Raw genomic sequence first — 25,091 nt, forward strand, 5'->3', positions numbered from 1 at the left:
GTGGCTGGATTGCGTATCGAGGGTTTCGTCATCGTCTCCGCCGACGGCCGGCTGGCGAATGCAGACAATGTGATGCCGGACGAGCTCAAGATCGAGGGTGACAAGCGGTTCTTCACCGCAGCCCTCGACCGTGCCGATCTCGTCGTGCATGGCCGCCACTCCCAGGAAGAGCAGCCGAATGCGCCGAAGCGGCGCCGCCTGATCCTGACCGGCAAGGTCGCGGCCATCGCGCCCGACCCAGCCAATCCGAACGCGCTGTTGTGGAATCCCGCCGGCTGCCCGTTCGAGACGGCGAGCCGCGAGGCCGGCGTGACCGCAGGCATTGTCGCCATCATCGGCGGCCCCGGCGTGTTCGGCATGTTCATGGCGCGCTACGACACGTTCTGGCTGTCGGTCGCACCGAAGGTGCGAATTCCCGACGGCGAGCCGTGCTTTCCCGGCGTCCCTGCCCGCACCCCGCAGCAGGTACTTGCCGCTCACGGCCTCCACGCCGGCGCGCCGCAACTGATCGACGCCGCGCAGGACGTGACGGTCACGCCGTGGCGGCGCACGGGCTGACGGCGACGTCATCGCCAAGTCAGTTGGCTGAAACACGTCATCCGGCTGAAACTGGTACCGCCGCCGGCCAGTGAAAAACCGGCTCGCGTAATGTGCCAAGAGCCAATAATCGGCCCCGACGGCGGTCCAAAGCCGTAGCTGGTTCCATTTCTCAACGAACCACCACGCAGCCTTGCGTCGGTGTTCGACGCGCGCCCGCTATAACCGGCATGGAATGAATATCGTCAATACGGGCTGATGCTCGCGAAACGCCGCATCAATAGACTGAGACAAAACCGCAAGCAGCGGTCTTGCATCAGACCAGCGATCGCTCCCGCGGCGCTGTCGACGTCTTGATGGAACAGGACAACGGGTCGCGCCAAATAGCCGCGCGGCGGCTTTCTGTTCCGGCCGAGCCGACCTATACCCTGATCTTCCGAGACGATTCATCAAGGGATTGGCACGATCTGCCGCTATCCCCGGGTGGTCCGGCACGGATGCGAAGATCGAATCCAAAGCTGACTGTACGCCTGCGCCAATGACCGACGACCCCACAACCACCGGCCAGCGGGGAACCGCCGGAACAATCGACGACACCACCTCCGTGGCGTCCCTGCTGCCGACCTTCGGCTTTACAGCTGCTCGGATGGCTCCTGATGAAAACATCGCAGCCTGGCGGGAAGCCGTCGCGACGCTGTTCGACGTCGACGAGTTGGGGCGCGGCGAACCGGCGCCGTTCAGCGCGGACCTTTGTTCCTACGCCATGGGACCCGTGCTGATCGGGCTCAGCCGCGCCAGCGGTCAACGCTTCCTGCGCACCACCGCGACGGTGGCGCGGTCCGGCGTCGACCACATCATCCTGCAGCTCTATCTGAAGGGCGGCTTCGACGGCGTTGCCGGCGAAATGCCGGTCCGCGTGGGCGCCGGCGACATCTGCGCGTTCGACCTCGCCCAGACACTGGAGACCAGGGCAACCGCTTTCGAGAACGTGACGCTCGTCGTGCCGCGGCCGATGTTCGCGGCCCACATCGTGCAGGTCGACGCGCTGCACGGCCTGGTGCTGCCGGCAAGCGGCGTGGTCGGACGCCTGCTGGCCGGGCATCTCACCGCCCTGTTCGAGTTCGCGCCGCGCATGACATTCGAGGAGTGCCCCGCGGTGGTCGAGGGGACGATCTCGCTGCTGGCCGCTTGCCTCAGGGGCGAAATGGAGCGCGGCGATTCCAACCGTGGCCTCGCCGCGAACGCATCGCTGATGCGGATCAGACAGCATATCGAGGCAAAGCTCGACGACGGGCAGCTCTCGGCCGCGTCGCTCGCGGTCCATTTCGGCCTGTCGCGGGCTTCGCTCTACCGGCTGTTCGCACCGGCCGGAGGCATCGCCGAGTACATCCGCAGCCGTCGTCTGCATCGGGCATTCTTCGACCTTGCCGGGTCGGATGCGCGCAACCTGAGGATCAGCGAAGTCGCAAGGCGCTGGCATCTCGGCACCGACGCCCACTTCACCCGCTCGTTCAAGGCGGCCTACGGCATCACGCCCCGCGCGGCACGCGCGGCCGCGCTGCTGGGCACCGGCATCAGCCGATCGGCTGCCGGTGCCGATACCGCGACGATCTCACGGTGGATGCGGGAGATCGCCCCGCCCCGCGTCACGGACTGATTGCCCGACACACTCCCGGGTAGCGTGACCGGGGCCCTATACGTCCCCGTAGGCCGGCTCGTCGCGGCGCGGGCCGTGGCCGTAGCCTGCGATGATGAAGAGCGCGCCGATCAGCGACAGGTTCTTCAGCGCGTCGATCAGGGTCTTGAGGTTGTCGGGCGCCGGCTGATTCCAGAAATCATGGAAGTAGAAGGTCGCGAAGCATACGAAGATGATCAGCAGGATGGCGAAGAACCGTGCCAGGAAATTCACCGCGATCATCAGCCCCGCGACGATCTCGAAGCCACCGACCACGATCGCCAGCAGTTGCATGAACGGCATGCCGACGAAGGTTTCGATCTGCTGCGTATAGGGCGCGACGACGGCAGGGATGGTCACCTTGGCGGTGAGCAGATCCGCAGTCCCCTGGATGCTGAACAGCTTGCTCGCGCCCGAATACAGGAACAGCACGGCAAACAGGATGCGCCCGAAGGTGATGAACGCTGGCATGGGTCGGCCTCACTGGATGGCAGAAATCGGACGAAGCAGGCGGCGCGATTATGGCCGCCCCGCCTGTCACGATCAAATCGAATCCTTCCGGCCGAAAGCATGATCCGGAAAAGTGGGGAGCGGTTTTCCCCCGCGACAGACGCTGGCGTCTGCGCGGAGGTCATGCCCAAACGACCACTCAGCCGAACAGCGTCGGCTGTGCGCGGCCGGCACGCTCCTGGGCCTCGACCGCGGCGACCGCGGTCATGTTGAGGATGCCGCGCGCCGTCACCGACGGAGTGAGGATGTGCGCCGGACGTGCCGGGCCGATCAGGATCGGTCCGACCGGCAAGGCATCCGCCAGCGACTTGATCATCTGATAGGCGACGTTGGCGGCGTCGAGGTTCGGCATGATCAGGATATTGGCCTCGCCTTCCAGCCGCGATTGCGGCAGCACCAGCTTGCGGGCGACCGCCGATAAGGCGGTGTCGCCCTGCATCTCGCCGTCGGCCTCGATCTCCGGATGCTTGTCCTTCAGCAACTGCGTGGCGCGGCGCATCTTGCGCGACGACTCGGTATCGTAGCTGCCGAAGTCGGAATGTGACACGAATGCGACGCGGGGCTTGAAGGCGAAGCGCTGGACGTGGATCGCCGCGAGCGACGCCACCTCGGCGAGCTCTTCCGCGCTCGGGTTGGGCCGCACCTGGGTGTCGGCGATGAAATGGGCGCCCTTGGTCGTGATCATCAGCGACAGCGCGGCATAGTCGCTGATCCCAGGCAGGAAGCCGATGATCTCGCGGACATGCCGCAGATGGCTCATGTAGCGGCCCTCGACGCCGCATAGCATCGCGTCGGCCTCGCCGCGCGACACGGCGAGCGCCGCGATGACCGTGTTGTTGGTCCGCACCACCGTCCGCGCGGCTTCGGGCGTGACCCCGCGCCGGCCGGCGACGTCGATATAGGACTGTACATAGGAGCGGTAGCGCGGGTCGTCCTCGGGATTGACCAGGTCGAAATCGCGCCCGGCCTTGATCGACAGGCCGAAGCGCTTGATCCGGGTCTCGACCACCGAGGGACGGCCGACCAGGATCGGCCGCGCCAGTTTCTCCTCCAGCACCACCTGGGTCGCGCGCAGCACGCGTTCGTCCTCGCCTTCGGCATAGATCACCCGCACCGGCTGGGTCTTGGCCTTGGCAAACACCGGCTTCATGGTGAGGCCGGAGCGGAACGAGAAGCGCTCGAGCTGCGTGGTATATTCTTCGAAATTGGTGATCGGCCGGGTCGCAACGCCGGAATCCATCGCGGCCTTGGCGACCGCAGGGGCGATACGCAGGATCAGGCGCGGGTCGAACGGGCTGGGGATCAGGGAGCCCGGGCCGAACCCCTGGGTCTCGCCGGTCTCGAAACCATGGGCGACCGCATCCGACGGCGGATCGCGCGCGAGCTGCGCGATGGCGTCGACCGCGGCATGCTTCATCGCCTCATTGATCGCGGTGGCGCCGACGTCGAGCGCGCCACGGAAGATGAAGGGAAAGCACAGCACGTTGTTGACCTGGTTCGGATAGTCCGAACGGCCGGTGCAGATCATCGCATCGGGCCGCGCCTGGCGCGCCTCTTCCGGCATGATCTCCGGCACCGGATTGGCGAGCGCCATCACCAGCGGCTGGTCGGCCATCTGCTTGACCATCTCGGGCTTCAGCACGCCCGGCGCCGACAGGCCGATGAAGATGTCCGCGCCCGGAATGACGTCCGCCATCACCCGCGCATCGGTCTTCTGGGTATAGACCGCCTTCCAGCGATCCATCGTGGTGTTGCGGCCCTCATAGACGACGCCGTCGATGTCGCAGACCCAGATGTTCTTGCGCTGCGCGCCCATCGAGACCAACAGGTTGAGGGTGGCGATCGCCGCCGCCCCGGCGCCCGAGCAGACGATTTTCACATCGGCGAGGTTCTTGCCATTCAGCAGCAGGCCGTTGGTGATCGCCGCCGCGACGATGATGGCGGTGCCATGCTGGTCGTCGTGGAACACCGGGATCTTCATGCGCTCCTTGAGCTGGCCCTCGATCTCGAAGCACTCCGGCCCGCGGATGTCCTCCAGATTGATGCCGCCGAAGGTCGGCTCCAGCGCGGCGACCGTCTCGACCACGCGCTCGATCGTGTCGGCCTTGATCTCGATGTCGAACACGTCGATGCCGGCGAATTTCTTGAACAGCACCGCCTTGCCTTCCATGACGGGCTTCGAGGCCAGCGGGCCGATATTGCCGAGACCAAGCACCGCCGTCCCATTGGAGACCACGGCGACCAGATTGGCGCGGGCGGTCAGCGACGCCGCCTCCGCCGGGTTGTTGGCGATTTCGGTGCAGGCGGCGGCGACCCCCGGCGAATAGGCCAGCGCCAGGTCGCGCTGGTTGGCAAGCGGCTTGATCGCCTGGATCTCGAGCTTGCCCGGCCGCGGCAGCCGGTGATAGGCGAGCGCGGCGTTATGGAGTTCTTCAGACGATTGCGACATGCATGCTTCCCGCGTTTCCGGCCCAAATTTCTTTGTTTCTGTGCTAATCCAGGCGAAAGTCAGTTGTCCGGCAAATCGAGCCGGATGTGAAGCATGTCCCGCCGCTTGGATGCAACATCCGATAATGTCCCCGTCAACAGGCCCGGACGGCCCGTTCAAGGATGCTGCACTTTCCGACCGCGGATTGGCAATTTCTTTCCCTTGGTGATCCGGAGTTGACCGAATGAAGAAAATTCTGCTCGGCCTGATCGCCGTTGCCTTGGTGGCGGCGGCCGGCTATTTCGGTTTCGACTTCTACGCCCAGCGCCGGGTGACGCGCGAGGTCGAGGCCGCCTTCGAGCAGCTTCGCGCCGCCGGCGCCAAGGCGAGCCACGGCAAGATCGCATTCGACGTCAAGAGCCGCACCTTGACGATTTCCGACATTGTCGCTGAATCGGGCGCACAATCCCCAGCCAGCGTCAAGATCGCCCGCTTCACGGCCTCGGGCCTCGGTCAACTCGACCCGGCGCGGTTTTCCGCCGACAAAGTCGAGTTCGGCGACATCGAGGTCGGTGTAACGGGACTGACCCCGACGATCGCCTCCCTCACCTACAAGGCGCCGCAGATCACGGTAAAGGACTATTCCGGTCCCACTGGCCTGCCCCAGCTCCCGGCCTCGTCATCGATCTTCGAGCTGTATCGGTTTGCATTCACCCAGCTCGCGAGCATCAACGCCGCATCGGTCGCCGTACCCAAATTGACTGGAACGCTCACGTTCAGTGCGGCCGCGCATGTCGGCGACAATGCCGGTGGCACGTTCGACTATTCCGGCCTTGCCATCGAAAGCATCAAAGACGGAAAGATCGGGTCGAGCAAGACGGACAAGGTGACGTTCGCAATCAACCAGCAGGCCGCAGCCAAGCCGATCAAGATGACCGGCGACGTTGCCAATATCGTCGCGACCGATATCGATGTCGGCGCGATGGCTGCGATGTTCGACCCGGCCAAGGCCAACGACGACAGGGATTATCGGATTCAGGGACATCTTTCGGCTGGTCCCTATGTGATCACCGTGACGCCTGACGCCAGCACATCCACCCCCGGCCTGAACATGCGGATCGAGGGCGTGACCGCCGACGACGCCAGGATCAACCCGTCCCGGATGCAACTGCCGGCGCTGATGGCGATGATCCCGCCGCCGGGCAGCGCGCCGCCGTCGTCCGCCGAGGCACGCCAATTGCTGGAAAAGGTCGCCGGCCTCTATTCGGGTTTTGCCGTGGGCAATGCCGAGATGCACGGGCTCTCGTTTGAGACGCCGCAGGGGCCGCTCAAGCTGGCTTCGATGCAGTTCAACTTCGAGCATGGCAAGATCGGCGAGCTTGCGGTCGAGGGCCTCGATGCCCGCGCGCCGAACGGTCCCGTCAAGGTCGGACGCCTCGCGCTGAAGTCGCTCGACGTCGTCAACTTCATGCGGCTATCGGCGCAATTCGCCGGGCAGAAGCCTGCGCCCGAACAGTTGCTGGCGCTGTTGCCGCTGATCGAGGGGATCGAGGTCAAGGGTGTCGCCTCGCCGTACAAGGCCACCGGCAAGCCCGTCAACATCGACGTCTTCAGCCTCGACTGGGGGCAGTTCGTCGGATCGATCCCGAGCAAGCTGCGGCTGATCGCCAAGATGGCGGCGCCGCTGGATGCAGCCGATCCGCGGCAACAAGCGCTCGTGGCCGCCGGGATCGATCGGATGGCCATCGATGCCGATCTCGGCGCCGCATGGACCGAGGCGTCGCGCTCTCTGGCGCTCGAACCCCTCAAGCTCGACATGGCGGGCCTGCTCAATGCGTCGGCAAAGATCTCGCTCGCCAACGTCCCCCGCGACGCGTTTTCGGCCAACGTCGCCGAGGCCATGGGCGCGGTCGCGCAGGTCGAGGCCGGCACGATCGAACTTGCTGTCCACGACCTCGGCGTCCTCGATCTCGCGATCGCCCGATATGCGCGCAGCCAGAACATCGGCCGCGACGATGCGCGTCGCGCTGTCCTTGACAGCATCAAGGCGCAGGGCGACGCGATCGGCGGGAGCAATCCCGATATCGCCGCCCTCGTCACCGCCGTCAGCCAGTTCGTCGAGACGCCGGGACAGACGCTGCTGATCAAGCTGACCCCGCGCGCCAAGGCGCCGGCGCTGCAACTGATGCAACTGCTCAAGACCGATCCGCAATCGGCACTGGCGCAATTCCGGATCGAGGCCTCGACCGGGCTGTGATCGCCTTCGCTCCCCGTTCTTTGGGGAGAAAACATCACGTTCGAGACGGCGCGATCGACCGGCGATTGCGCTAAAGACAAAGAGGCCGCCCGAAGGCGGCCTCCCGGTCAAGCGGCACGATCGCGGTCAGGCGAAGCGCACCGTGGTCCGCTTGCGATAGGCCATGAAGCCAAGCCCGCAGAAGCCGGCGATCATCATCGCCCAGGTGGAGGCCTCGGGGACTCCCGCCGTGATGGTGCTCTGGGCGCCGTAGAAATAGGCCGTGCCACTTGCCACGGTGGTGTATCCCGACGCCTCGACCGCGCTGCTGCCGGTGTACTTGCCGCAGGTGTATCCCGGGGTGCTGCACGGAACGAATGTCGGATCGGCGAGGTTGCTCAAATTGTAGCTGATGACGATATCGTTGGTCCCGTCATAGACCAGATTCGTCCCGCCATAGGTTCCGCCGAACCCGAACAGTTTGCTGGTTGCATCGTAGCTGAATCCAAATGGAGAATCGACGGTGACGCCGCTGAAGGAATTGACGTGGATGTCGGTCGTGTCGTTGGTGTAGTTCTGTGTCGGATCGAAGGTGACGGTGAACGAACCGGTCACCAGATTTGACGGCGCCGTCGTGTTGCCTTGAATGTCGACGAAGCCGGTGAGCGAAAAGCTGTAGGTTTCGGTGACGGTCGCAGCGTTCGCGGTCAACGTCGTTGACGCGAGCAGCGCGGCACCGAACAAAAGTGTTTTTAGTTTCATGACACTTGATCCCTGTAAAAACTGGGCATTCAGTTCATGTCAATTGGTCGAACCGCCCAGATGTCCGACGATCTCAGAGCAAACTGGTTGCCGGGCAAAATCCGCCCGATCGGACGTCAGAAGAGCTTGACGACACAGCTCCGGTCAATCGGGCAAGGGTCCGGCCGCTGCGCCGAAGGACCTAGGACCTAAGTCCCGCTTGATGTGGAACCCGGCGGTTGAAATCGCTGGTATGAATAGCGCGGCAACAAATCCCGCCTCCGAGTGGAGAGCATGACAGCCTTGTCTGACCAGGCCCCCCCACCGACGATCGAGCTTCACTCGGAGCAGGTCGCGGCGCTGTTTCAGAATGTGGTGCCAGGCGTCGTTGCCGCCGCCGCAGCAGCGATTGTTCTGGTCGGCGCCCTGATCGATCTTGGCGTCCTGCAGCAAGGCGTCGGCATTGCCTGGGCGCTCTATATCGTAGCGTGCGCGGCTGCGCATATCACGCTGCGCATCTTCTACGACCGCGCAAGGCCGGACGCGTCGCGCTGGCAGCTCTGGGCAAACTGGTTCGTCGTCATCAGCCTGGCGGAGGGCATCGGCTGGGGCTGGGCGTCCGTCTCACTTGCGGGAAACAGCGGCCGGTTCGCCTCCGAGATGGTGGTCCTGATCGTCTCGCTCAGCGTGGCGGCCGGCGCAATCCCGGCGTTCAGCTCCTATTTGCCGGCCTTTTTCTCGCTCTTCCTTCCAACCACCATCCCCTGCCTGGTATGGGGCCTCGAATCCAGAACGGCCTTCCCCGAAGCCACGATGATGGTCCTGCTCATGATCATCTACGTGATCGGCATGGGCGTGCTCGGCGTTCGCGCCAACCGCGGCTTCAACGAGCTGGTGAATCTTCGGATCAAGGCCAGCGAACTTGCGCGGGATCTGCAGAAGCAGAAGGAAGTGGCGGAGCAGGCCAGCCTGGCAAAATCGCAATTCCTCGCGGCTGCAAGCCATGATCTGCGCCAGCCGGTTCACGCGCTCGGTCTGTTTGTCAGCGCATTGCGCGCGGTGTCGGGACTTCCGACGCCGGCGCTGCGTATCCTCGACCGGATGGAGCTGTCGACTTCGGCCATGGGGGACCTGTTCAGCGCCATCCTCGACATTTCCCGGCTCGATGCCGGTGTCGTCGAAGTGCGGCGACAATCCTTCGCGTTGCAGCCCCTGCTCCACCGCATCTGCCTGGACTTTGCCGACGAGGCCGCCGAGAAAACCATCGTCATTCACCAACACACCACCAGCGCGGTCGTTCATTCCGATCCGCTGCTCGTGGAACGCATCCTGCGCAACCTGATCTCGAATGCGGTGCGGCATTCCGATCAAGGTCGCGTTGTGGTCGGATGTCGGAAACGCGGCAAGACGATGCGGATCGAGGTCTGGGATACCGGGACGGGAATTCCGCCGGAGAACCGGCAAAAGATTTTCCAGGAGTATGTCCAGCTGCGGAATCCGGAACGGGACCGCACCAGGGGATTGGGCCTCGGCCTCGCCATCGTGCGCCGCCTGAGCGAGTTGCTGGACTGCGAGCTCAATCTGCGTTCGCAAGTCGGCCGTGGCTCCTGCTTCAGCATTTGCTTGCCCTCGACCAACCTGGTTCCGAGTTCGCTGCTCGCAGTCGCCGAGACCTCTCATGTCGTCGCCGAAGGCGCCTGGGTTCTGGTGATCGACGACGAAGTCGCCGTGCTCGAAGCGATGGATGCACTGCTGACAGGTTGGGGCTATCGCGTTCTCGCCGCGTCGTCAGGCAGCGAAGCACTGGCGGCGCTGTCCCGCGACAAGATATCGCCGCGCATCATCATTTGCGATTATCGCTTGCGCGGCGATGAGAACGGCATCGAGGTCATTCGCTTGCTGCAAGTTGCATGCAGGCAGCCAGTCCCCGCCATCCTGATTACCGGCGACACCGCCGAACACCGATTGATCGAAGCCCAGGCCAGCGGTTTGGTGATGCTGCACAAGCCGGTCCACAACAGCAAGCTCAGGGCTGCAATGGTCAACTCGATGCGTGTGTCCGATCAGGCCGGCGGCGGCGCGCCCGCCCCGCTCACGGCGATCAAATGAGCCCGGTCTCGCGCGCGGCCTTCGATGCCTGCATGCGGTTGGCGACGTTCAGCGCCTTGTAGATCAGCGAGATGTGGGTCTTGACGGTCTTCTCCGAGAGATTGAGCTTTGCCGCGATCGCCTTGTTGGGATTGCCTTCACAGAGCAGGATCAGCACTTCACGTTGCCGCGGCGTCAGCAATTTGCCGTTGGCTTTCGGCAGGTCGCCCGTTTGAGAATTGCTGTCGGAACTTTTCGACAGAACGAGCGGCGGAACGTACAGGTCGCCGTTCATGACGAGCTTGATGGCCGACAGCAGCACATGCTGGCTGGCCGACTTCGGAACGTAACCGAGCGCCCCGCTTGCCAGTGCCCTGCGGACGTCGTCGGAATCTTCGGACGATGACAAGACGATGACAGGGAGTTCGGGTCGCTTGAGACCGAACGCGGAAATCGCCTCAAAGCCATCTACGCCGGGGATGAAGAGGTCGAGGATGACCAGATCGAAATCACCGACCTGATCCAGCAACTGGAGACCCTCCTCTGCGTCTCCAGCCTGAAAAACTTCAAATTCGGGGCTGACCTGCTCGAGCAATGCAGCCAACCCATCCCTTACAATCGAATGATCGTCGACAACCAGCACCTTCATTCGAGAGAGTCTATCCGCTACAGCGAATAGTTGCCATCCCCGCGGCTTCAACCGTTCGCGCAGGACTGCATTGCCGTGGAACCCGCACCGGTGGCGACGGCGAGACCATGTCTCGCCATCGTAACGAACATCACACTCTGAGCTTTAGCTCTTGGCCGGCGGGTTGGGCCGGATGTGAAGTTCCTTGAGCTGCTTCGGCGTTGCCTCCGACGGCGCGCCCATCAGCAGGTCGACGTACTGCTGATTCATCGGGAACAGCGAGATCTCGCGCAGGTTGTTGGTGCCACACAGCAGCATCGCGATGCGCTCGATACCGGCCGCCATGCCGCCATGGGGCGGCGCGCCGTACTGGAACGCACGGTACATGCCGCCGAACCGGTCGATGACCTCCTGCTCACCATAGCCCGCGATCTCGAACGCCTTCACCATCGCTTCCGGCTTGTGGTTACGGATACCACCGGACGCCATCTCGTAGCCGTTGCAGGCGATGTCGTATTGGAACGCCTTGATCGTGAGCGGGTCCTGCGATTGCAGCGCCTCCAGGCCGCCCTGCGGCATCGAGAACGGGTTGTGCGAGAAGTCGACCTTCTTGTTCTCCTCGTCATACTCGTACATCGGGAAGTCGACGATCCAGGCGAACTCGAACCGGTCCTTGTCGATCAGGTTCAGCTCCTCGCCGAGCTTGTTGCGTGCGAGGCCAGCGAACTTCCAGAATTTCTCGGGGTCGCCGGCGACGAAGAACGCGGCATCGCCTTCCTTGAGGCCGAGCTGGTCGCGGATCGCAGCGGTGCGCTCCGGCCCGATGTTGTTGGCAAGCGGGCCTGCGCCCTCGCCGCCCTCGCGCCACATGATGTAGCCGAGGCCGGGCTGACCTTCGCCCTGCGCCCAGGAGTTCATGCGGTCGCAGAACGCCCGCGACCCGCCGCCCTTGCCCGGGATTCCCCAGACCTGGTTCTTCGGGTCTTCCAGCATCCGCGCGAACACCTTGAAGCCGGAGCCACGGAAATGCTCGGAGACCTCCTGCATCACGATGGGGTTGCGCAGGTCCGGCTTGTCGGAGCCGTATTTGCGCACCGCCTCGGCGAACGGAATCCGCGGCCAGTTCTTCGTGACCGGCTTGCCGTTGGCGAATTCCTCGAACACGCCGGTGATGACCGGCTCCAGCGCCGCGAACACGTCGTCCTGGGTGACGAAGCTCATCTCGACGTCGAGCTGGTAGAACTCCGGCAGGCGGTCGGCGCGCGGGTCCTCGTCGCGGAAGCACGGCGCGATCTGGAAGTAGCGGTCGAAGCCCGACATCATCAGGAGCTGCTTGTACTGCTGTGGCGCCTGCGGCAGCGCGTAGAACTTGCCGGGATGGATGCGCGATGGCACCAGGAAGTCGCGCGCGCCCTCCGGCGAGGACGCCGACAGGATCGGGGTCTGGAATTCGAAGAAGCCCTGCCCCTTCATCCGCCTGCGGATGGAATCGACGATCGCGCCGCGGGTCATGATGTTCTGGTGCAGCTTGTCGCGGCGCAGGTCGAGGAAGCGGTACTTCAGCCGGATGTCCTCGGGATATTCCTGCTCGCCGAACACCGGCAGCGGCAGCTCGGCCGCCGGGCCCAGCACCTCGATCTCCTTGATGTAGACCTCGATCATGCCGGTCGGCAGCTCGGGATTGTCTGTCCCGGCGGGGCGGCGACGCACCTTGCCGTCGATCCGCACCACCCACTCCGAGCGGAACTTCTCGACCTCGGCGAATGCCGGCGAGTCCGGATCGGCGACGCACTGGGTGATACCGTAATGGTCGCGCAGATCGACGAACAGCACGCCGCCATGGTCTCGGACCCGGTGGACCCAGCCTGAAAGCCGGACCGTCTGGTCGATATCGCTCTCTCGGAGCGCGCCGCATGTGTGTGACCGGTAGCGATGCATGGTAGTCCCAAAACTGATGTCGGAGGGTCGAATCGCGACAGGGCCAAATGCCCTGTCCGAAGTTGCGGAGGGTTTAGCCGACGAGGCCCGGTGCGGCAACCAATGGAACGCCCGGTTTTCGGGTCAAACGGCAGATTTTCCGGGCGGATGCCGCCAATCGTTTGCCTATTCTGCCCGCAGGCCTATCTTCTGGACATGACCATCCATTTCCCGTTCCAGAACACCTATTCGGCGCTGCCGGCGAACTTTTTCGCCCGCGTCGCGCCGACCCCGGTGGCCGCGCCCCGGCTGATCAAGCTGAACCGGCCGCTTGCGCTCCAGCTCGGGCTGGACCCGGACCTGCTGGCGACGCCGGAGGGTGCCGAGATCCTCGCCGGCAAGCGGCTGCCCGCCGGCGCCGACCCGATCGCCATGGCCTATGCCGGCCACCAGTTCGGCAATTTCGTGCCCCAGCTCGGCGACGGCCGCGCGATCCTGCTCGGCGAGGTCATCGACCGGGACGGCGTCCGCCGCGACATCCAGCTCAAGGGATCTGGCCCGACCCCGTTCTCCCGCCGCGGCGACGGCCGCGCCGCGCTCGGTCCGGTCCTGCGCGAGTACATCGTCAGCGAGGCGATGTATGCATTGGGCGTGCCGACCACCCGCTCGCTTGCCGCCGTCGTCACCGGCGAACGGGTCCAGCGCGAGATCGCGCTGCCGGGCGGGGTGCTGACCCGCGTGGCCTCCAGCCACATCCGCGTCGGCACCTTCCAGTTCTTCGCCGCCCGCGGCGACACCGACGGCGTGCGTGCCCTCGCCGACCATGTCATCGTAAGGCACTACCCCGAGCTGAAGGATGCCGCCCAGCCTTACCATGCGCTGCTCGCCGGCGTCGTCGTGCGGCAAGCCGCGCTGATCGCGCGCTGGCTGCTGGTCGGCTTCATCCACGGCGTGATGAACACCGACAACACCTCGATCTCGGGCGAGACCATCGACTACGGTCCCTGTGCCTTTCTCGATGCCTACAATCCGGCGCAGGTGTTCTCCTCGATCGACGAGATGGGCCGCTACGCCTATGCCAACCAGCCGCGGATCGGCTTGTGGAATCTGACCCGGCTCGCCGAGTGCCTGCTGCCGCTGTTCGACAGCGAACAGGAGAAGGCAATCGAACAGGCGCAGACTATCCTCGGCGAATTCCCCGAAAAGTTCACCGCGGCCTATAATGCCGGCTTGCGTGCCAAGGTCGGACTGTTCACCGCGCGCGACGGCGACGAGGCGCTGATCCAGGACCTGCTCGACGCGATGGCCAAGAACGAGGCCGATTTCACGCTGACCTTCCGCCATCTCGGCGATGCCGCGGCTGATGATGCCGCCGACGTCCGCGCCCAGTTCACCGAGCCCGCGGCTTTCGACGAATGGGCCTCGCGCTGGCGCGCCCGCCTCGCGCTGGAGCCGCAGACATCGGCCGAGCGCAAGGCCGCAATGCAGGCCGTCAACCCGGCCTTCATCCCGCGCAACCACCGCATCGAGGCGGTGATCCAGGCGGCGGTCGACCACGACGACTACGCGCCGTTCGAGGAGCTGGTGACGGTGCTGGCAAAACCCTACGAGGACCAGCCGCAATTCGCAGCCTATGCCGACCCGCCGCTGCCCGATCAACGTGTGATGCGGACGTTCTGCGGGACGTGAACGCAACTGTAGGATGGGTAGAGCGCAGCGAAACCCATCATTGCGTCTGCGCATGAGACCGATGGGTTTCGCTGCGCTCTACCCATCCTACTGATCCATCACACCGTCACCACGATCTTGCCGAACTGCACATTCGACTCCAGATACCGGTGCGCCTCGACGATCTCCTCGAACGGAAATGTTCTGGCGATGATCGGCTTAAGCGCGGCGTCCGCAAGCCCGTCGAGGATGAACGCCTTCGCCGCAGCGAGCCGCGCGGGATCTCGAACAATCTCGTGCACGCGGTAGCCGCGCAGGATGAGGCTCTTGCTCAGCACCGTGAACAGCGGAAACGGCGTCGGCTCCGGGCTGAGCCCGCCATATTCGATCAGGATGCCGCCGTGTGCCATTGCCGCCGTGAGCGGCACGAAGACGGGACCGCCGACCGGATCGAGCACCACGCGAACGCCGTCCGGCCCCGCGATCTGCTCCAGCCTCGATTGCAGGTCCTCCTCCGCGGATGCGATCACATGCGCGGCGCCGGCATCGCGCAACGCTTGCGCCTTCGCCGAGGTGCGCGTGACTGCAATCGGGATCGCACCAACGCGATTAGCGATCTGGATCGCGGCGAGCATCGGCGACGATCGCCCATGATCGTCCCCGCTTGAAGGGCGCACTGCATCCGCCCGGCCCGCACCGCTACAAGCTGCTGCATTCGACATACGGATTTGCAACGATTGATGGAGATGATCGTGCGCGCCCGGCAACCTTCGGCAATGAAAGCGGCCCGTGAGACCCGTCCTTGCGATCCTCCTGCTTTGCGTCCTGGCCGCGCCGGGCGCGCACGCTCAGGTGCTGATGCGCACCGACACCAATCTCGTCCGTGTCGCTGATTGCCCGATCGAAACGCCGGTCATGCCCGCGCCCGATCGCAGCCTGGCCACGCCCGACGCAGACAGCCTGTCCTATCGGCTCGACGGCTACGTATTCCGGCGCATCCAGTTCTCCGGGTTGCGCACACCCACCGACGTCGAACTGGTCTGGACGCCGGAAAATCCGACCTATCCGGACAAATGGCATCCGCCGATCGAAGCGGTCTGGACCGCGAAGACCATGCACATCACGATCGGAGGCAACGGCACCGAGTGCTTCGTCAACTGGTTTTTCGCGCCGAACAACGTACCGGGACACATCGAGGTCCGTGCCGCGGTCCCGCTTGCCGGATTGACCGTGTCGTTCTCCGACCGTCCCTGGGACAAGGAAGGCGAGTGCCCGGCGCGCGCGCTCTGTCCGCGACTTGCGAAGAGCCTGCGTGAATGCAAGTCGAGACATCTGCCGACGTCGTGCGACGCCTTCATCTCCACCGCCGATCGCCTGACGCCGGCGCATCAGTGCCGCAGGCGTGGCGATTTCGAGCCGGTGCCCGCCATCTGGGTTTGTGATGAGGTGGTGAAACCCCGCGTCGAGGGCGCGACACTGCTCGAGGACACCCTGCATCTCCTCGAGCACATGACATCAGCAAAGGCCCGCCGGTTCTATCGATCGGCGCAGTTCCGCGGCGTGCTGGATGGCGCGTTGGCTGAAGAGTACGTGGACGATCCACGGCGCTGATCGCGGCATCAGCCGGCATGAGGCCGCTCGTGAGCGTTAACTCACTCTCCACCATGCCGGGAGGCTAGCGGCGGTAACCATAAGGCTTAACAGCGCGTCAACGCTCCCCCAACAAGTCTAATTGTTTCTAATGGGGGAGATCGGCCCGTGGACGCGTTTGCATTCGAATTTATGGGATTGGCGATGATCGCGCTTTGCCTCGTCGTGCTGGCGATGCCCGCGGCGCGACGGCCGTCGAAGAACCTGCGCTGCGAGTGACGCGCCGGCTCGTCGCGACGGCGGCGGGGATCGATCCGTCATAGAGAGGCGCGCTGCTCCTTGTTTGAGTATGATCTTTTTGGAAAGCCGCTCCGCGCGTTTCCGGATCATGCGCTAGCGTCGTCAATCGAGGAGGTCGTTCATGTTGGACCACGTCTCCATCACCGTATCCAACATACGCGCCTCCGAGCCCTTCTACGACGCCGTAATGGCCGCGCTCGGCGTCACCAAGATGAGCAGTGGCGACACGTGGATCAGCTACGGCGAGCGCTGTGACGCAGACCATCCGGATCTGACCTATTTGCTGATACGTCCTGGACCCATGCCCGAAGCAGCCTATGGACGGCATTGGTGCTTCAAGGCGCGGCTCAGGGAGCAGGTTGACGCCTTCTGGCATGCCGGGCTTTCGGCAGGCGGATCAGACGACGGCGCGCCGGGCCTGCGTCCCGAATATCATCCACACTACTATGGGGCATTTCTAAGCGACCCGGACGGCAACCGCATCGAAGCGGTCTGCCATCGGCGTGTTGCATAACCCCGCATCCGGCGCTCCGGCGCCTCCACGCAACGTCGTTCGCCCTTCCCTCCGCACACCTCAGCCCTGTTCGTTCACGGCCACGCAACCACGTTCCGCGGTGCTATGGTCGCGGTCCGTCCTTGTTGCACCTGATTCCCAGACATGCCCGAGACCGCGACGTCCCTGATCCATCCCGGCTGGTTTGCCGCGATCGCCATCCTGCTGTGGGCGACCAGCCTGCTGCCCGAATACCTCACGGCGTTGCTGTTCTTCGCGGCGGTGGCCGTGTTCCACGCGGCGCCGCCGGACGTGCTGTTCTCCGGCTTCCAGTCGGAGGCGTTCTGGCTGGTGCTGGGCGGCTTCGTGATCGGCAGCGCGATCCGCAAGGTCGGGCTGGCCGACCGGATCGCGCGTGGCCTTGCCGCGCATCTCACCGGGTCCTGGTTCCGGATGGTGGGTGGCGTCGTCCTGCTGACCTATGCGCTGGCCTTCGTGATGCCCTCGAACATGGGCCGCATCGCGCTGCTGATGCCGATCATCCTGGCGCTGGCCGATCGCGCCGGCCTCGCCGAGGGATCGCGCGGCCGCTATGCGCTCGCGCTCGCGGTGGGCTTCGGCACCTATCAGCTCTCGGCCTCGATCCTGCCAGCCAATGTGCCGAACCTGATCATGACCGGCGCCGCCGAGCGCGCCTATGGCGTGCATTTCGACTACATGTCGTATCTGGTGCTGCATGCGCCCGTGATCGGCATTCTCAAGGGCGTCGTGCTGGTGGGTTGCCTGGTCTGGCTGTTTCCAGCCTCGCCGAAGCCGATCAAAGATCACGCCGAGGCCACGCCGATGAGCGCGGCCGAATGGCGGCTCTCGATCATCCTGCTTGCCACGCTCGCCTTCTGGATGACGGACAGCCTGCACGGCATCCGCCCGGCCTGGGTCGGGCTGGTGTCGGCGTGTCTGTGCCTGCTGCCGCGCATCGGCTTCCTCAATGGCGAGGAATTCGCCGCCGGCGTCAATGTTCGCACCTGCATCTATCTCGGCGGCATTCTCGGGCTTGCCGCGGTCGTCGCGTGGTCCGGGCTCGGCACCGCGATCGGCGATCTGATCATTCCGCATCTGCCGCTCGACCCGGCGCGGCCGGCGTCGGATTTCGCCTCGATGATCGGACTCGCCAGCCTGCTCAATTTCGTCGTCACCGCCAACGGCGTGCCCGCGGTGTTCACGCCGCTTGCCGCCTCGCTCGCCGCGCACACCGGCCTGAGCCTGCCGACCGTGCTGATGTCGCAGGTGTTCGCCTATGCGACGCCGCTGCTGCCGTACCAGGCCGCGCCGATCGTCGTTGCCGCCGGCATGGCGCGGGTGCCGACCAGCGCGGCGGTCAAGATGTGCCTGATCGTCGGGCTGATCTCGTTCGTGGTGCTGGCGCCGCTTTATCTGATCTGGTTCCGGCTGCTCGGCTGGATCGGCTGAGCCGCCCGCGCCTCCTCCAGGAACGGCCGCAACGCGGGATTGAGATTGCCCGGCCGCCAGGCGATCACATGCTCGATCGCCGGTGCCGCCTGCAAATCGCGCTGCACCAGATTATCGATGCCGAGCTTGCCCATCGATTCCGGCACCAGCGCGATGCCGAGATTTTCCGCGACCAGGCTGACGATGGTCTGTTGCAATTCGACCTCGAGCCGAATGGTCGGCTCGAAGCCGCCGGCGCGGCAATATTGCACGATCGCCTCGCGCAGCATCGGCGCCGCTTCGGTCGGTGTTGCGATCAGCGGCTGGCCTTTCAGTTGCCTGGCGTTGACGACAGCACGATTGGCAAGCGGGTGACTTGGATGCAGCGCGAGGCACATCCGCTCGCGATGGATGATGCGGGTCTCGAGCCCCTTGATCGGCCCGGGATTGAACATGATGGCCGCATCGAAGCGTCCGCTCAGCACCGCCTCGGCGAGCGCGCCGGGCACCACCTCGCGCAGTTCGACATGCACCTGGGGATGGTCGGCCATGTAGCGCCGCGCCAGGCCCGGCAGGCTGGTATAGGCCGCGTGCATCATGAAGCCGATCGCAAGCTCGCCGATCTCGCCGCGCTCGGCGAGCCGCGCGTTGCGGCAGGCCTGGTCGAAGCTCATCAGCACGGCGCGCGCATCCTCCAGAAAGCGGCGGCCGGCCGGCGTGAGGCGCGCGCGGCGGGACTCCCGCTCGAACAGACGGACGCCGAGCTCCTTCTCCAGCGCTGCGATCTGCCGGCTCAGCGGCGGCTGGCTGATATGCAGCCGCTCGGCGGCGCGGCCGAAATGCAGCGTCTCCGCCACGGCCACGAAATAGCGCATTTGCCTGATGTCGATCATGATACCGAAAAGGTATGAAATGGGGCTTCAATCAGTATTGGATGATATCAGAGCCGCAGCGTAGGACTGAAGCGTTTTCGTCACTCAGGCTTCCCTTATGCTCGCGACCCTCGCCGCCGTTCTTCCGATCTTCTCCCTCATCTTCGCCGGATGGCTGGCGCGCCGGATCGGCGTGGTCGGCCCGGCCGCATCGAGCGAACTGAACCGCTTCGTCGTCTACCTGGCTCTGCCCGCGCTGCTGTTCGACGTCATCGCGCACGCCAAATGGAGCGATGTCTGGCAACCCTGCTTCATCGCGGCGTTCGGCATCGGCGCCGCGCTGGTGTTTTGCCTGACCATCGTCGTTGCCCTGCTCCGTCGCCGGCATCTGGTCGATGCGGCGATCGATGGCCTCAACGCCGGCTATGGCAATACCGGCTTCGTCGGCTTCCCGCTCGCCGTCGCAGCACTCGGCCGCGAGGCGTTGGCGCCGACGCTCGTCGCCACCATCATGACGGTGTGCGTCCTGTTCGCGATCGCCATCGTGCTGATCGAGACCGGCCTGCAAACCGAGCGGCGCGGCAGGCACGTCGTCGTCAAGGTCGGCCGTTCGCTGCTCGCCAATCCCCTGCTGGTCGCACCCGTGCTCGGCGCGATCATTCCGCTCGCTGGCCTCGGCATTCCCGGCCCGGCCGAGAATTTCCTGAAGCTCCTGGGCGGCGCGGCCTCGCCCTGCGCGCTGGTCGCGCTCGGCCTGTTCCTCGCCACCAAGCGGGAGGCCGCCGAGCAGGACATCGGATCGGCGGCGCTGCTGGTCGGCTGCAAGCTCGTGCTGCAACCGGCGATCACCTGGGTGATGGCGACCACCGTGTTCGGCCTCTCCCCCCTGCTGACGCATACGGCGGTGCTGCTCGCCGCACTGCCGACCGGCACCGGCCCGTTCATGCTGGCCGAGTTCTACCGGCGCGAGGCCAACATGACGTCGAACGTCATCCTCGCCTCCACGGTCGTGTCAGTCGTGACCCTCAGCGGGTATCTCGCAATGGCCAGATAATATCGCGCCCAGCCGTCATCGAAAGGCGATATGGTCGGCCTGACGGGTCCTGACGGCGGGACGCAAGTCAGGGATCGGACGACGCTTGAACGACACCGACGTCCAGCACTCCGACACGGCGCCCTCCACTGCACATTCGCCACTTGAGGTGCTGCTGATTTTCCTCAAGCTCGGCGTCAGCTGCTTTGGCGGCCCGATCGCCCATATCGGCTATTTCCGCGACGAGTTCGTCACCCGCAGGCGCTGGCTCGACGAGCAGGCCTATGCCGATCTGGTCGCGCTCTGCCAATTCCTGCCCGGCCCGGCGAGCAGCCAGGTCGGCTTCTCGCTCGGCCTGATGCGTGCCGGCTACCTCGGCGCGCTGGCGGCCTGGACCGGCTTCACGCTGCCCTCGGCGATCGCGCTGGTGCTGTTTGCCTATGGCGCCGGCGGCTTGAGCGGCCTGGCCGGCGCGGGCCTGGTGCACGGCCTGAAGCTCGTCGCGGTGGCGATCGTGGCGCAGGCGGTCTGGGGCATGGCGCGCTCGCTCTGCCCCGACCGTGAACGCGCGTCGATCGCGACGGTCGCAGCGCTGATCATCCTCGCCAGTTCGTCGTCGATCGCGCAGATCGGCGCCATCATGCTCGGTGCCGTCGCCGGACTGTGGCTGTGCCGGGCGCAGCCGTCCAGCGGCACCACCCATATCGCGATGCCGGTGTCGCGCCGCGTCGGCATCGCCGCACTGATCCTGTTCCTGGCACTGCTGATCGGGCTGCCGCTGCTCGCCCGGATATGGTCAGGCCTCGGCGTGTTCGAGGCCTTCTATCGCTCCGGCGCGCTGGTGTTCGGCGGCGGCCATGTCGTGCTGCCGCTGCTACGCGAAGCGGTGGTGGCGCCGGGCTGGATCGGCGACGATGCTTTCCTGACCGGCTATGGCGCCGCCCAGGCCGTGCCGGGCCCGCTGTTCACCTTCGCGGCCTATCTCGGCGCCGTGATCGGCGGGGTGCCGGGCGCAATCGTCGGCCTGCTCGGCATCTTCCTGCCGGGACTGCTCGTCCTGCTGGCGGCGCTGCCGTTCTGGGATCAATTCCGCAAGCGGCCGGCCGCGCAGGCGATGATGCGCGGCGTCAATGCCGCCGTGGTCGGCATCCTCGGTGCCGCGCTCTACGATCCGGTGTGGACGACCAGCGTGCACCGTCCGCTCGACTTCGGCATCGCGCTGGCGGGCTTCGTCCTGCTCACGGCCTGGCGCGCACCGCCGCTATTGGTGGTGGTCCTCAGCGCGGCCGCCGGGATCGTCACCGGGCTCCTGCAATCGTGAACGACGACCCCGGCCCTCCACGGCCGGATTAAGAACGCCTTCACGGCTGGCCGCCAAAATGGCCGGTACATGCCAAATGTTTCCAAACATGCGGATCCGACCCGTGTTCCCGTGCTGGACCTGCTGCGGCTCGCCGCGGTCGGGGCCGTGATCCTGTATCATTACGGCTTCTGGGGCACCGCATCGCACGGCGTGCAGAAAGTGGCGTTGCCGTATCTCGCGCCGGTCGCCCAGTATGGCTTCCTCGGCGTCCCCGTGTTCTTCGCGATCTCCGGCTTCGTCATCGCCTATTCGGCCGAGGGCCGCACGCCGATCGGCTTCGCCATCGCCCGCTTCAGCCGGATCTATCCGACCTTCGTCATCTGCATGACGCTGACCTTCCTCGCCACGCTCTTCATAGGCCACACCTGGTTTCAGGTGACGTGGGGACAATGGCTGGCGAATCTGTTCATCGCGGCGCCAATGCTCGGTCAGCCTTACATGGACGACGCCTACTGGTCGCTGGTGATCGAAGTCGTGTTCTACGCCTGGGTCGCGCTGTTGCTGGCCTGGGGCATCTTCCCGCGGCGGATCGACACTCTCATCGTGGTGTGGATCGCGATCACCTTCGCCAACGAGTTGACGCTCGACATTCCGCTGTTCGAGAAATTGTTCATGGCCGATGACAGCGGCTTCTTCGCGGTCGGCCTGCTGATCTATGAGCATTACCGCGGACGGCGCGACAGCAGGCTGTACAGCCTTCTGACGCTGGCGATGGGCACGGCGACGTTCCAGGCCGTGCACAAGCTGGAGCGGCTCGGCGTCCACACCCATGGCAGTTTCGATCCGCGCGTCGTGACAGTGATCTGCATCGTCTCGCTCGGCATCGTGTTCGCCGCCACCCGCATCAAATCAGTGCCGCTGCCGGACGGCTTTGTGAGGGCCATCGGGGGCATCACCTATCCGCTCTATTTGCTGCATCTACAGCTCGGCTACGTGATCCTGCTGCTGATCACGCCAACGCCGGACGCGCTTTCGACCACGTTCGTCGTGGCGTGCATGGTGCTGCTGGCGTGGTTCGTCTGGCGCTTCCTCGAGGGCCCCGCGCATTATCGCGTCAAGGAACAGCTCACGATGCTGGCCTTGCGACACGGTTGGCCCTCGCGCATCGGCTCCAGTGACGCGCGGATTAATCCGGGCAACGTCGCCGCGCCGGCCGAGGCCGGGCGGCTCGCCAATCACTGACGTGCCGGGCGGCGCAAGCTGCAACCTCCTCCGTCATTCCGGGGCTCGCGAAGCGAGAGCCCGGAATCCATTCGACCACCTGTTCTGCGGCCAAGTGGATTCCGGGCTCGACGCTGCGCGCCGCCCCGGAATGACGGCGGTCAACGCCCGACCAGCGGGCACTTGCTCTCCTCGAGCGAGCGAAATGCCTCGTCGGGCTTGATCGCGGTGACGAGCTTGACCAGGTCCCACGGCCCCTTCGATTCCGCTGGCGTCTTGACCTGCACGAGATAGAGGTCGTGCACCATGCGCTGGTCGGCGCGGATCGTCCCCTGCGGCGTATAGGCGTCCACCACCGGCGTCGCCTTCATTCTTGCCATCACGACCTCGCCGTCGTCGGAATCCGTGTCCTTCACCGCCTGGAGATAATGCCGGACGGCCGAATAGACCCCGGCCTGGATCTGCGACGGCATCGCCTTGCGGCGGGCGAAGAACGCATCGGCCCATTTGCGCGCCGCGGGCGAAACGTCCTCGAAGAAACTGGTCGCGATCAGGTCGCCCTGCGTGACCGACAGCCCGGCAGCGACGATGTCGACGTTCTGGAACGTCATCGGCACCACTGCGATGCCCTGCTGCGCGAAGCCGAACTCCTGCGCCTGCTTCATGATCGTCACATTGTCGCCGGCGGCGTTCAGCGCCAGCACCTTGGCGCCGCTCGACTGCGCCTGTAGCAGGAAGGAGGCGAAATCGGCGGTGTTGAGCGCGGTCTTGACGCTGCCGGCGACCTTGACCCCGAGCTTGTCGAGCTTGGCCCGCGCGATCGCTTCCACTGCGTGTCCGAACGCATAATCCGCAGTGATGAAGAACCACGAGCCCTGCACGGTCTTCGACACGCCGGCGACGACCGCATTGGCGGTCGAAGCCGCATCGTGGGTCCACTGCACGCTGGTCGGCGCACAGGCCTTTTCGGTGAGCTCGACGGCGCCCGCGCCCGAGACCAGGAACACGCGCTTGTTCTCGCGCACCAACTCCTGCACGGCGAGCGCCGCGCCGGAGCTGCCGCCATCGGCAATGGCCTGCACGCCCTCGCGATCGAACCAGCGCCGCGCGATCGCCGACGCCACGTCGGCCTTGTTCTGGTGGTCGGCCTGCAAGATCTCGATCGGCTTGCCGTTGATCTTGCCGCCGAAGTCCTCCGCCGCCATCCGCGCCGCCTCGACCGACCCCGGCCCCATCGCGGTTGCGAAGATGCCGCTCATGTCGGTGAGCACGCCGATGCGGATCGCATCGCCCTTGATCTCGGCCGACGCGCTGCCCGACAGCGCCACAGCAATGAACATCGCGCCGCCCACCAAACGAAACATCAGGCTTGGTTTCCCGGCCATCAGTGCCTCCCCCGTTCTATGTTTTCTGGATGGATGTGCCGCGCCCCGTCACCGCGTCGAGCCACGGACAGTCCGGCACCGGCGCACGCACGCCGCGCGCGGCCGCCGACAGCCGCATTTCGCGCAGACGCGCGCGGCTCTCGGGCTCCATGTAGAGCCGGTCGTGGCCCCAGAAGCTTGGGCCGTCGAAGGTTTCATGCGGCTGCCAGGTGGCGGGATCGATGACGCGGCCGCCCCAGCCATACTCCACGAAGAAGCCGGAGGGCGTCGTGGCGTAGAACGAGGTCACGAAATCGTTGGTGTGCCGGCCGAGCGTGAAGGCAATTCGTCCTTCGTCGAGCTGCGCCAGGTCATAGCCTTGCCCGACATCGTCGAGGCTGTAGAGCTCGACCATGAAATGATGCAGCCCGCGCCGGCCGGAGCCGACCATCGCGAAGCTGTGGTGACGGCCATTGACGTGGAAGAAGTACAATTTGTAAGGCGTCAGCCCGTAATCGCTGACCTTGAAGCCGAGCAGATCGCGATAGAACGGCAACAGCGGTTCGACGTCCTCGACATTCAGCACGACATGGCCCATGCCGAGCGGCCCGGTCTTGAACCCCGAGATCGGCCGCGCCGGCACGAACGGCGTGTCCGCGATCGCGGGCCCATGGAACACCTCGAGCGGATTGCCGGCGGGATCGCGGAAGCTGATGAGATCGGCGACGTGGCGCTCGTCCGCGAGCTGACGGGTGCCACGACGAACCGCGGTGCCGTGCCGCTCCAGCCGCGCCGCCAGCCGCTCCAGCGCAGCCGCGTCAGCGACCTCCCATCCGAAGAAACCGGCATTGTCGCCGTCGCGATCGCTCACCACCAGCCGCTGCTTGCGGTCGTCCATCCGGAACGCCCGCGTGCCGCCGCCGCGATCCACCGGCTGCATGCCGAGCAGTCTGGTCGCAAAGCCGGTCCAGTCCTCGAGCCGTTGCGACTGGATGCCGATATAGCCGAGCGCGTTGATCTCCGTGTTGCTCTCCATCG

The 25,091-nt window shown here is 65.3% G+C and carries 19 protein-coding genes and 1 pseudogene; 11 read left to right on the top strand and 9 right to left on the bottom strand.

Translation table 11 applies throughout. The features are described from left to right. Window positions 1–558, top strand: a complete 558-nt coding sequence (locus B2W55_RS10815) for a hypothetical protein (protein ID WP_024581520.1) — start codon at window positions 1–3, stop codon at window positions 556–558. Between the two features lie 517 nt (window positions 559–1,075). Next, on the top strand, window positions 1,076–2,194 hold the full coding sequence (locus B2W55_RS10820; RefSeq protein WP_024581519.1) for a helix-turn-helix domain-containing protein: 1,119 nt from the start codon (window positions 1,076–1,078) through the stop codon (window positions 2,192–2,194). A 36-nt stretch (window positions 2,195–2,230) separates the two neighbouring features. Here the strand turns inward: B2W55_RS10820 and B2W55_RS10825 are convergent, their stop codons facing one another. Both B2W55_RS10825 and B2W55_RS10830 read right to left on the bottom strand, forming a co-directional pair. After that, a complete protein-coding gene (locus tag B2W55_RS10825; RefSeq protein WP_024581518.1) occupies window positions 2,231–2,683 on the bottom strand; it encodes a DoxX family protein in 453 nt (150 codons plus the stop codon). A gap of 178 nt (window positions 2,684–2,861) precedes the next feature. Next, window positions 2,862–5,171 (bottom strand): NADP-dependent malic enzyme, encoded by a 2,310-nt coding sequence (locus tag B2W55_RS10830; protein WP_024581517.1) that lies wholly within the window; start codon window positions 5,169–5,171, stop codon window positions 2,862–2,864. Window positions 5,172–5,394: 223 nt separating this feature from the next. On the opposite strand from B2W55_RS10830, the gene B2W55_RS10835 reads away from it, so the two are divergent. Continuing rightward, complete coding sequence (locus B2W55_RS10835; protein WP_024581516.1) at window positions 5,395–7,407, top strand: hypothetical protein; 2,013 nt, start codon at window positions 5,395–5,397, stop codon at window positions 7,405–7,407. A 126-nt stretch (window positions 7,408–7,533) separates the two neighbouring features. On the opposite strand, the gene B2W55_RS10840 is transcribed toward B2W55_RS10835, so the two are convergent. Then, a complete protein-coding gene (locus B2W55_RS10840) occupies window positions 7,534–8,148 on the bottom strand; it encodes a PEP-CTERM sorting domain-containing protein (RefSeq protein ID WP_145987268.1) in 615 nt (204 codons plus the stop codon). Between the two features lie 282 nt (window positions 8,149–8,430). Between B2W55_RS10840 and B2W55_RS10845 the strand changes: the two genes are divergently transcribed. Next, window positions 8,431–10,236 (top strand): ATP-binding response regulator, encoded by a 1,806-nt coding sequence (locus tag B2W55_RS10845; RefSeq protein WP_168226364.1) that lies wholly within the window; start codon window positions 8,431–8,433, stop codon window positions 10,234–10,236. Here B2W55_RS10845 and B2W55_RS10850 read toward each other — a convergent pair. Then, entirely contained in the window at window positions 10,229–10,864 is a 636-nt protein-coding gene (locus B2W55_RS10850) for a response regulator (protein ID WP_024581513.1), read from the bottom strand. The genes B2W55_RS10845 and B2W55_RS10850 overlap by 8 nt on opposite strands. Window positions 10,865–11,008: 144 nt before the next feature. Beyond that, window positions 11,009–12,781 carry an aspartate--tRNA ligase gene (gene aspS, locus B2W55_RS10855; RefSeq protein WP_024581512.1) on the bottom strand — a complete coding sequence of 591 codons (1,773 nt, stop codon included), beginning with the start codon at window positions 12,779–12,781 and terminating at the stop codon, window positions 11,009–11,011. A 195-nt stretch (window positions 12,782–12,976) separates the two neighbouring features. Here aspS and B2W55_RS10860 point away from each other — a divergent pair, with 195 nt between their 5' ends. Then, window positions 12,977–14,449: a protein adenylyltransferase SelO gene (locus tag B2W55_RS10860; RefSeq protein ID WP_024581511.1), complete on the top strand. Its 1,473-nt coding sequence runs from the start codon at window positions 12,977–12,979 to the stop codon at window positions 14,447–14,449. A 98-nt stretch (window positions 14,450–14,547) separates the two neighbouring features. Here B2W55_RS10860 and B2W55_RS10865 read toward each other — a convergent pair. After that, window positions 14,548–15,072: pseudogene (locus B2W55_RS10865) on the bottom strand (zinc-binding dehydrogenase); the annotation flags it as partial. A gap of 145 nt (window positions 15,073–15,217) precedes the next feature. Between B2W55_RS10865 and B2W55_RS10870 the strand changes: the two are divergent. The 3 genes from B2W55_RS10870 (at window position 15,218) to B2W55_RS10880 (ending at window position 18,281) form a co-directional block, all read left to right on the top strand. Further along, the gene (locus B2W55_RS10870; RefSeq protein ID WP_029879142.1) at window positions 15,218–16,039 is read left to right on the top strand and encodes a hypothetical protein; all 822 of its coding nucleotides are present in this window, start codon (window positions 15,218–15,220) and stop codon (window positions 16,037–16,039) included. A gap of 400 nt (window positions 16,040–16,439) precedes the next feature. Next, a complete protein-coding gene (locus B2W55_RS10875) occupies window positions 16,440–16,832 on the top strand; it encodes a VOC family protein (protein WP_024581509.1) in 393 nt (130 codons plus the stop codon). A gap of 144 nt (window positions 16,833–16,976) precedes the next feature. After that, window positions 16,977–18,281, top strand: a complete 1,305-nt coding sequence (locus tag B2W55_RS10880; RefSeq protein ID WP_024581508.1) for an SLC13 family permease — start codon at window positions 16,977–16,979, stop codon at window positions 18,279–18,281. On the opposite strand, the gene B2W55_RS10885 is transcribed toward B2W55_RS10880, so the two are convergent. Next, on the bottom strand, window positions 18,242–19,135 hold the full coding sequence (locus tag B2W55_RS10885; protein ID WP_244442214.1) for a LysR family transcriptional regulator: 894 nt from the start codon (window positions 19,133–19,135) through the stop codon (window positions 18,242–18,244). The two genes, B2W55_RS10880 and B2W55_RS10885, sit on opposite strands and share 40 nt — an antisense overlap. A 115-nt stretch (window positions 19,136–19,250) precedes the next feature. On the opposite strand from B2W55_RS10885, the gene B2W55_RS10890 reads away from it, so the two are divergent. The 3 genes from B2W55_RS10890 (at window position 19,251) to B2W55_RS10900 (ending at window position 22,710) form a co-directional block, all read left to right on the top strand. Then, the gene (locus B2W55_RS10890) at window positions 19,251–20,186 is read left to right on the top strand and encodes an AEC family transporter (protein WP_024581506.1); all 936 of its coding nucleotides are present in this window, start codon (window positions 19,251–19,253) and stop codon (window positions 20,184–20,186) included. Between the two features lie 85 nt (window positions 20,187–20,271). Continuing rightward, a complete protein-coding gene (gene chrA / locus B2W55_RS10895; RefSeq protein WP_024581505.1) occupies window positions 20,272–21,486 on the top strand; it encodes a chromate efflux transporter in 1,215 nt (404 codons plus the stop codon). 69 nt (window positions 21,487–21,555) lie between these two features. Further along, window positions 21,556–22,710 carry an acyltransferase family protein gene (locus B2W55_RS10900; RefSeq protein ID WP_043855543.1) on the top strand — a complete coding sequence of 385 codons (1,155 nt, stop codon included), beginning with the start codon at window positions 21,556–21,558 and terminating at the stop codon, window positions 22,708–22,710. Between the two features lie 140 nt (window positions 22,711–22,850). On the opposite strand, the gene B2W55_RS10905 is transcribed toward B2W55_RS10900, so the two are convergent. Together B2W55_RS10905 and B2W55_RS10910 are read right to left on the bottom strand one after the other, a co-directional pair. Continuing rightward, window positions 22,851–24,053 carry an ABC transporter substrate-binding protein gene (locus B2W55_RS10905; RefSeq protein ID WP_043855563.1) on the bottom strand — a complete coding sequence of 401 codons (1,203 nt, stop codon included), beginning with the start codon at window positions 24,051–24,053 and terminating at the stop codon, window positions 22,851–22,853. Between the two features lie 37 nt (window positions 24,054–24,090). Beyond that, a complete protein-coding gene (locus B2W55_RS10910) occupies window positions 24,091–25,089 on the bottom strand; it encodes a VOC family protein (protein ID WP_029879138.1) in 999 nt (332 codons plus the stop codon). Window positions 25,090–25,091: the final 2 nt, after the last annotated feature.

This window comes from Bradyrhizobium sp. UBA2491, from assembly GCF_002341725.1.
Taxonomy (GTDB): domain Bacteria; phylum Pseudomonadota; class Alphaproteobacteria; order Rhizobiales; family Xanthobacteraceae; genus Bradyrhizobium.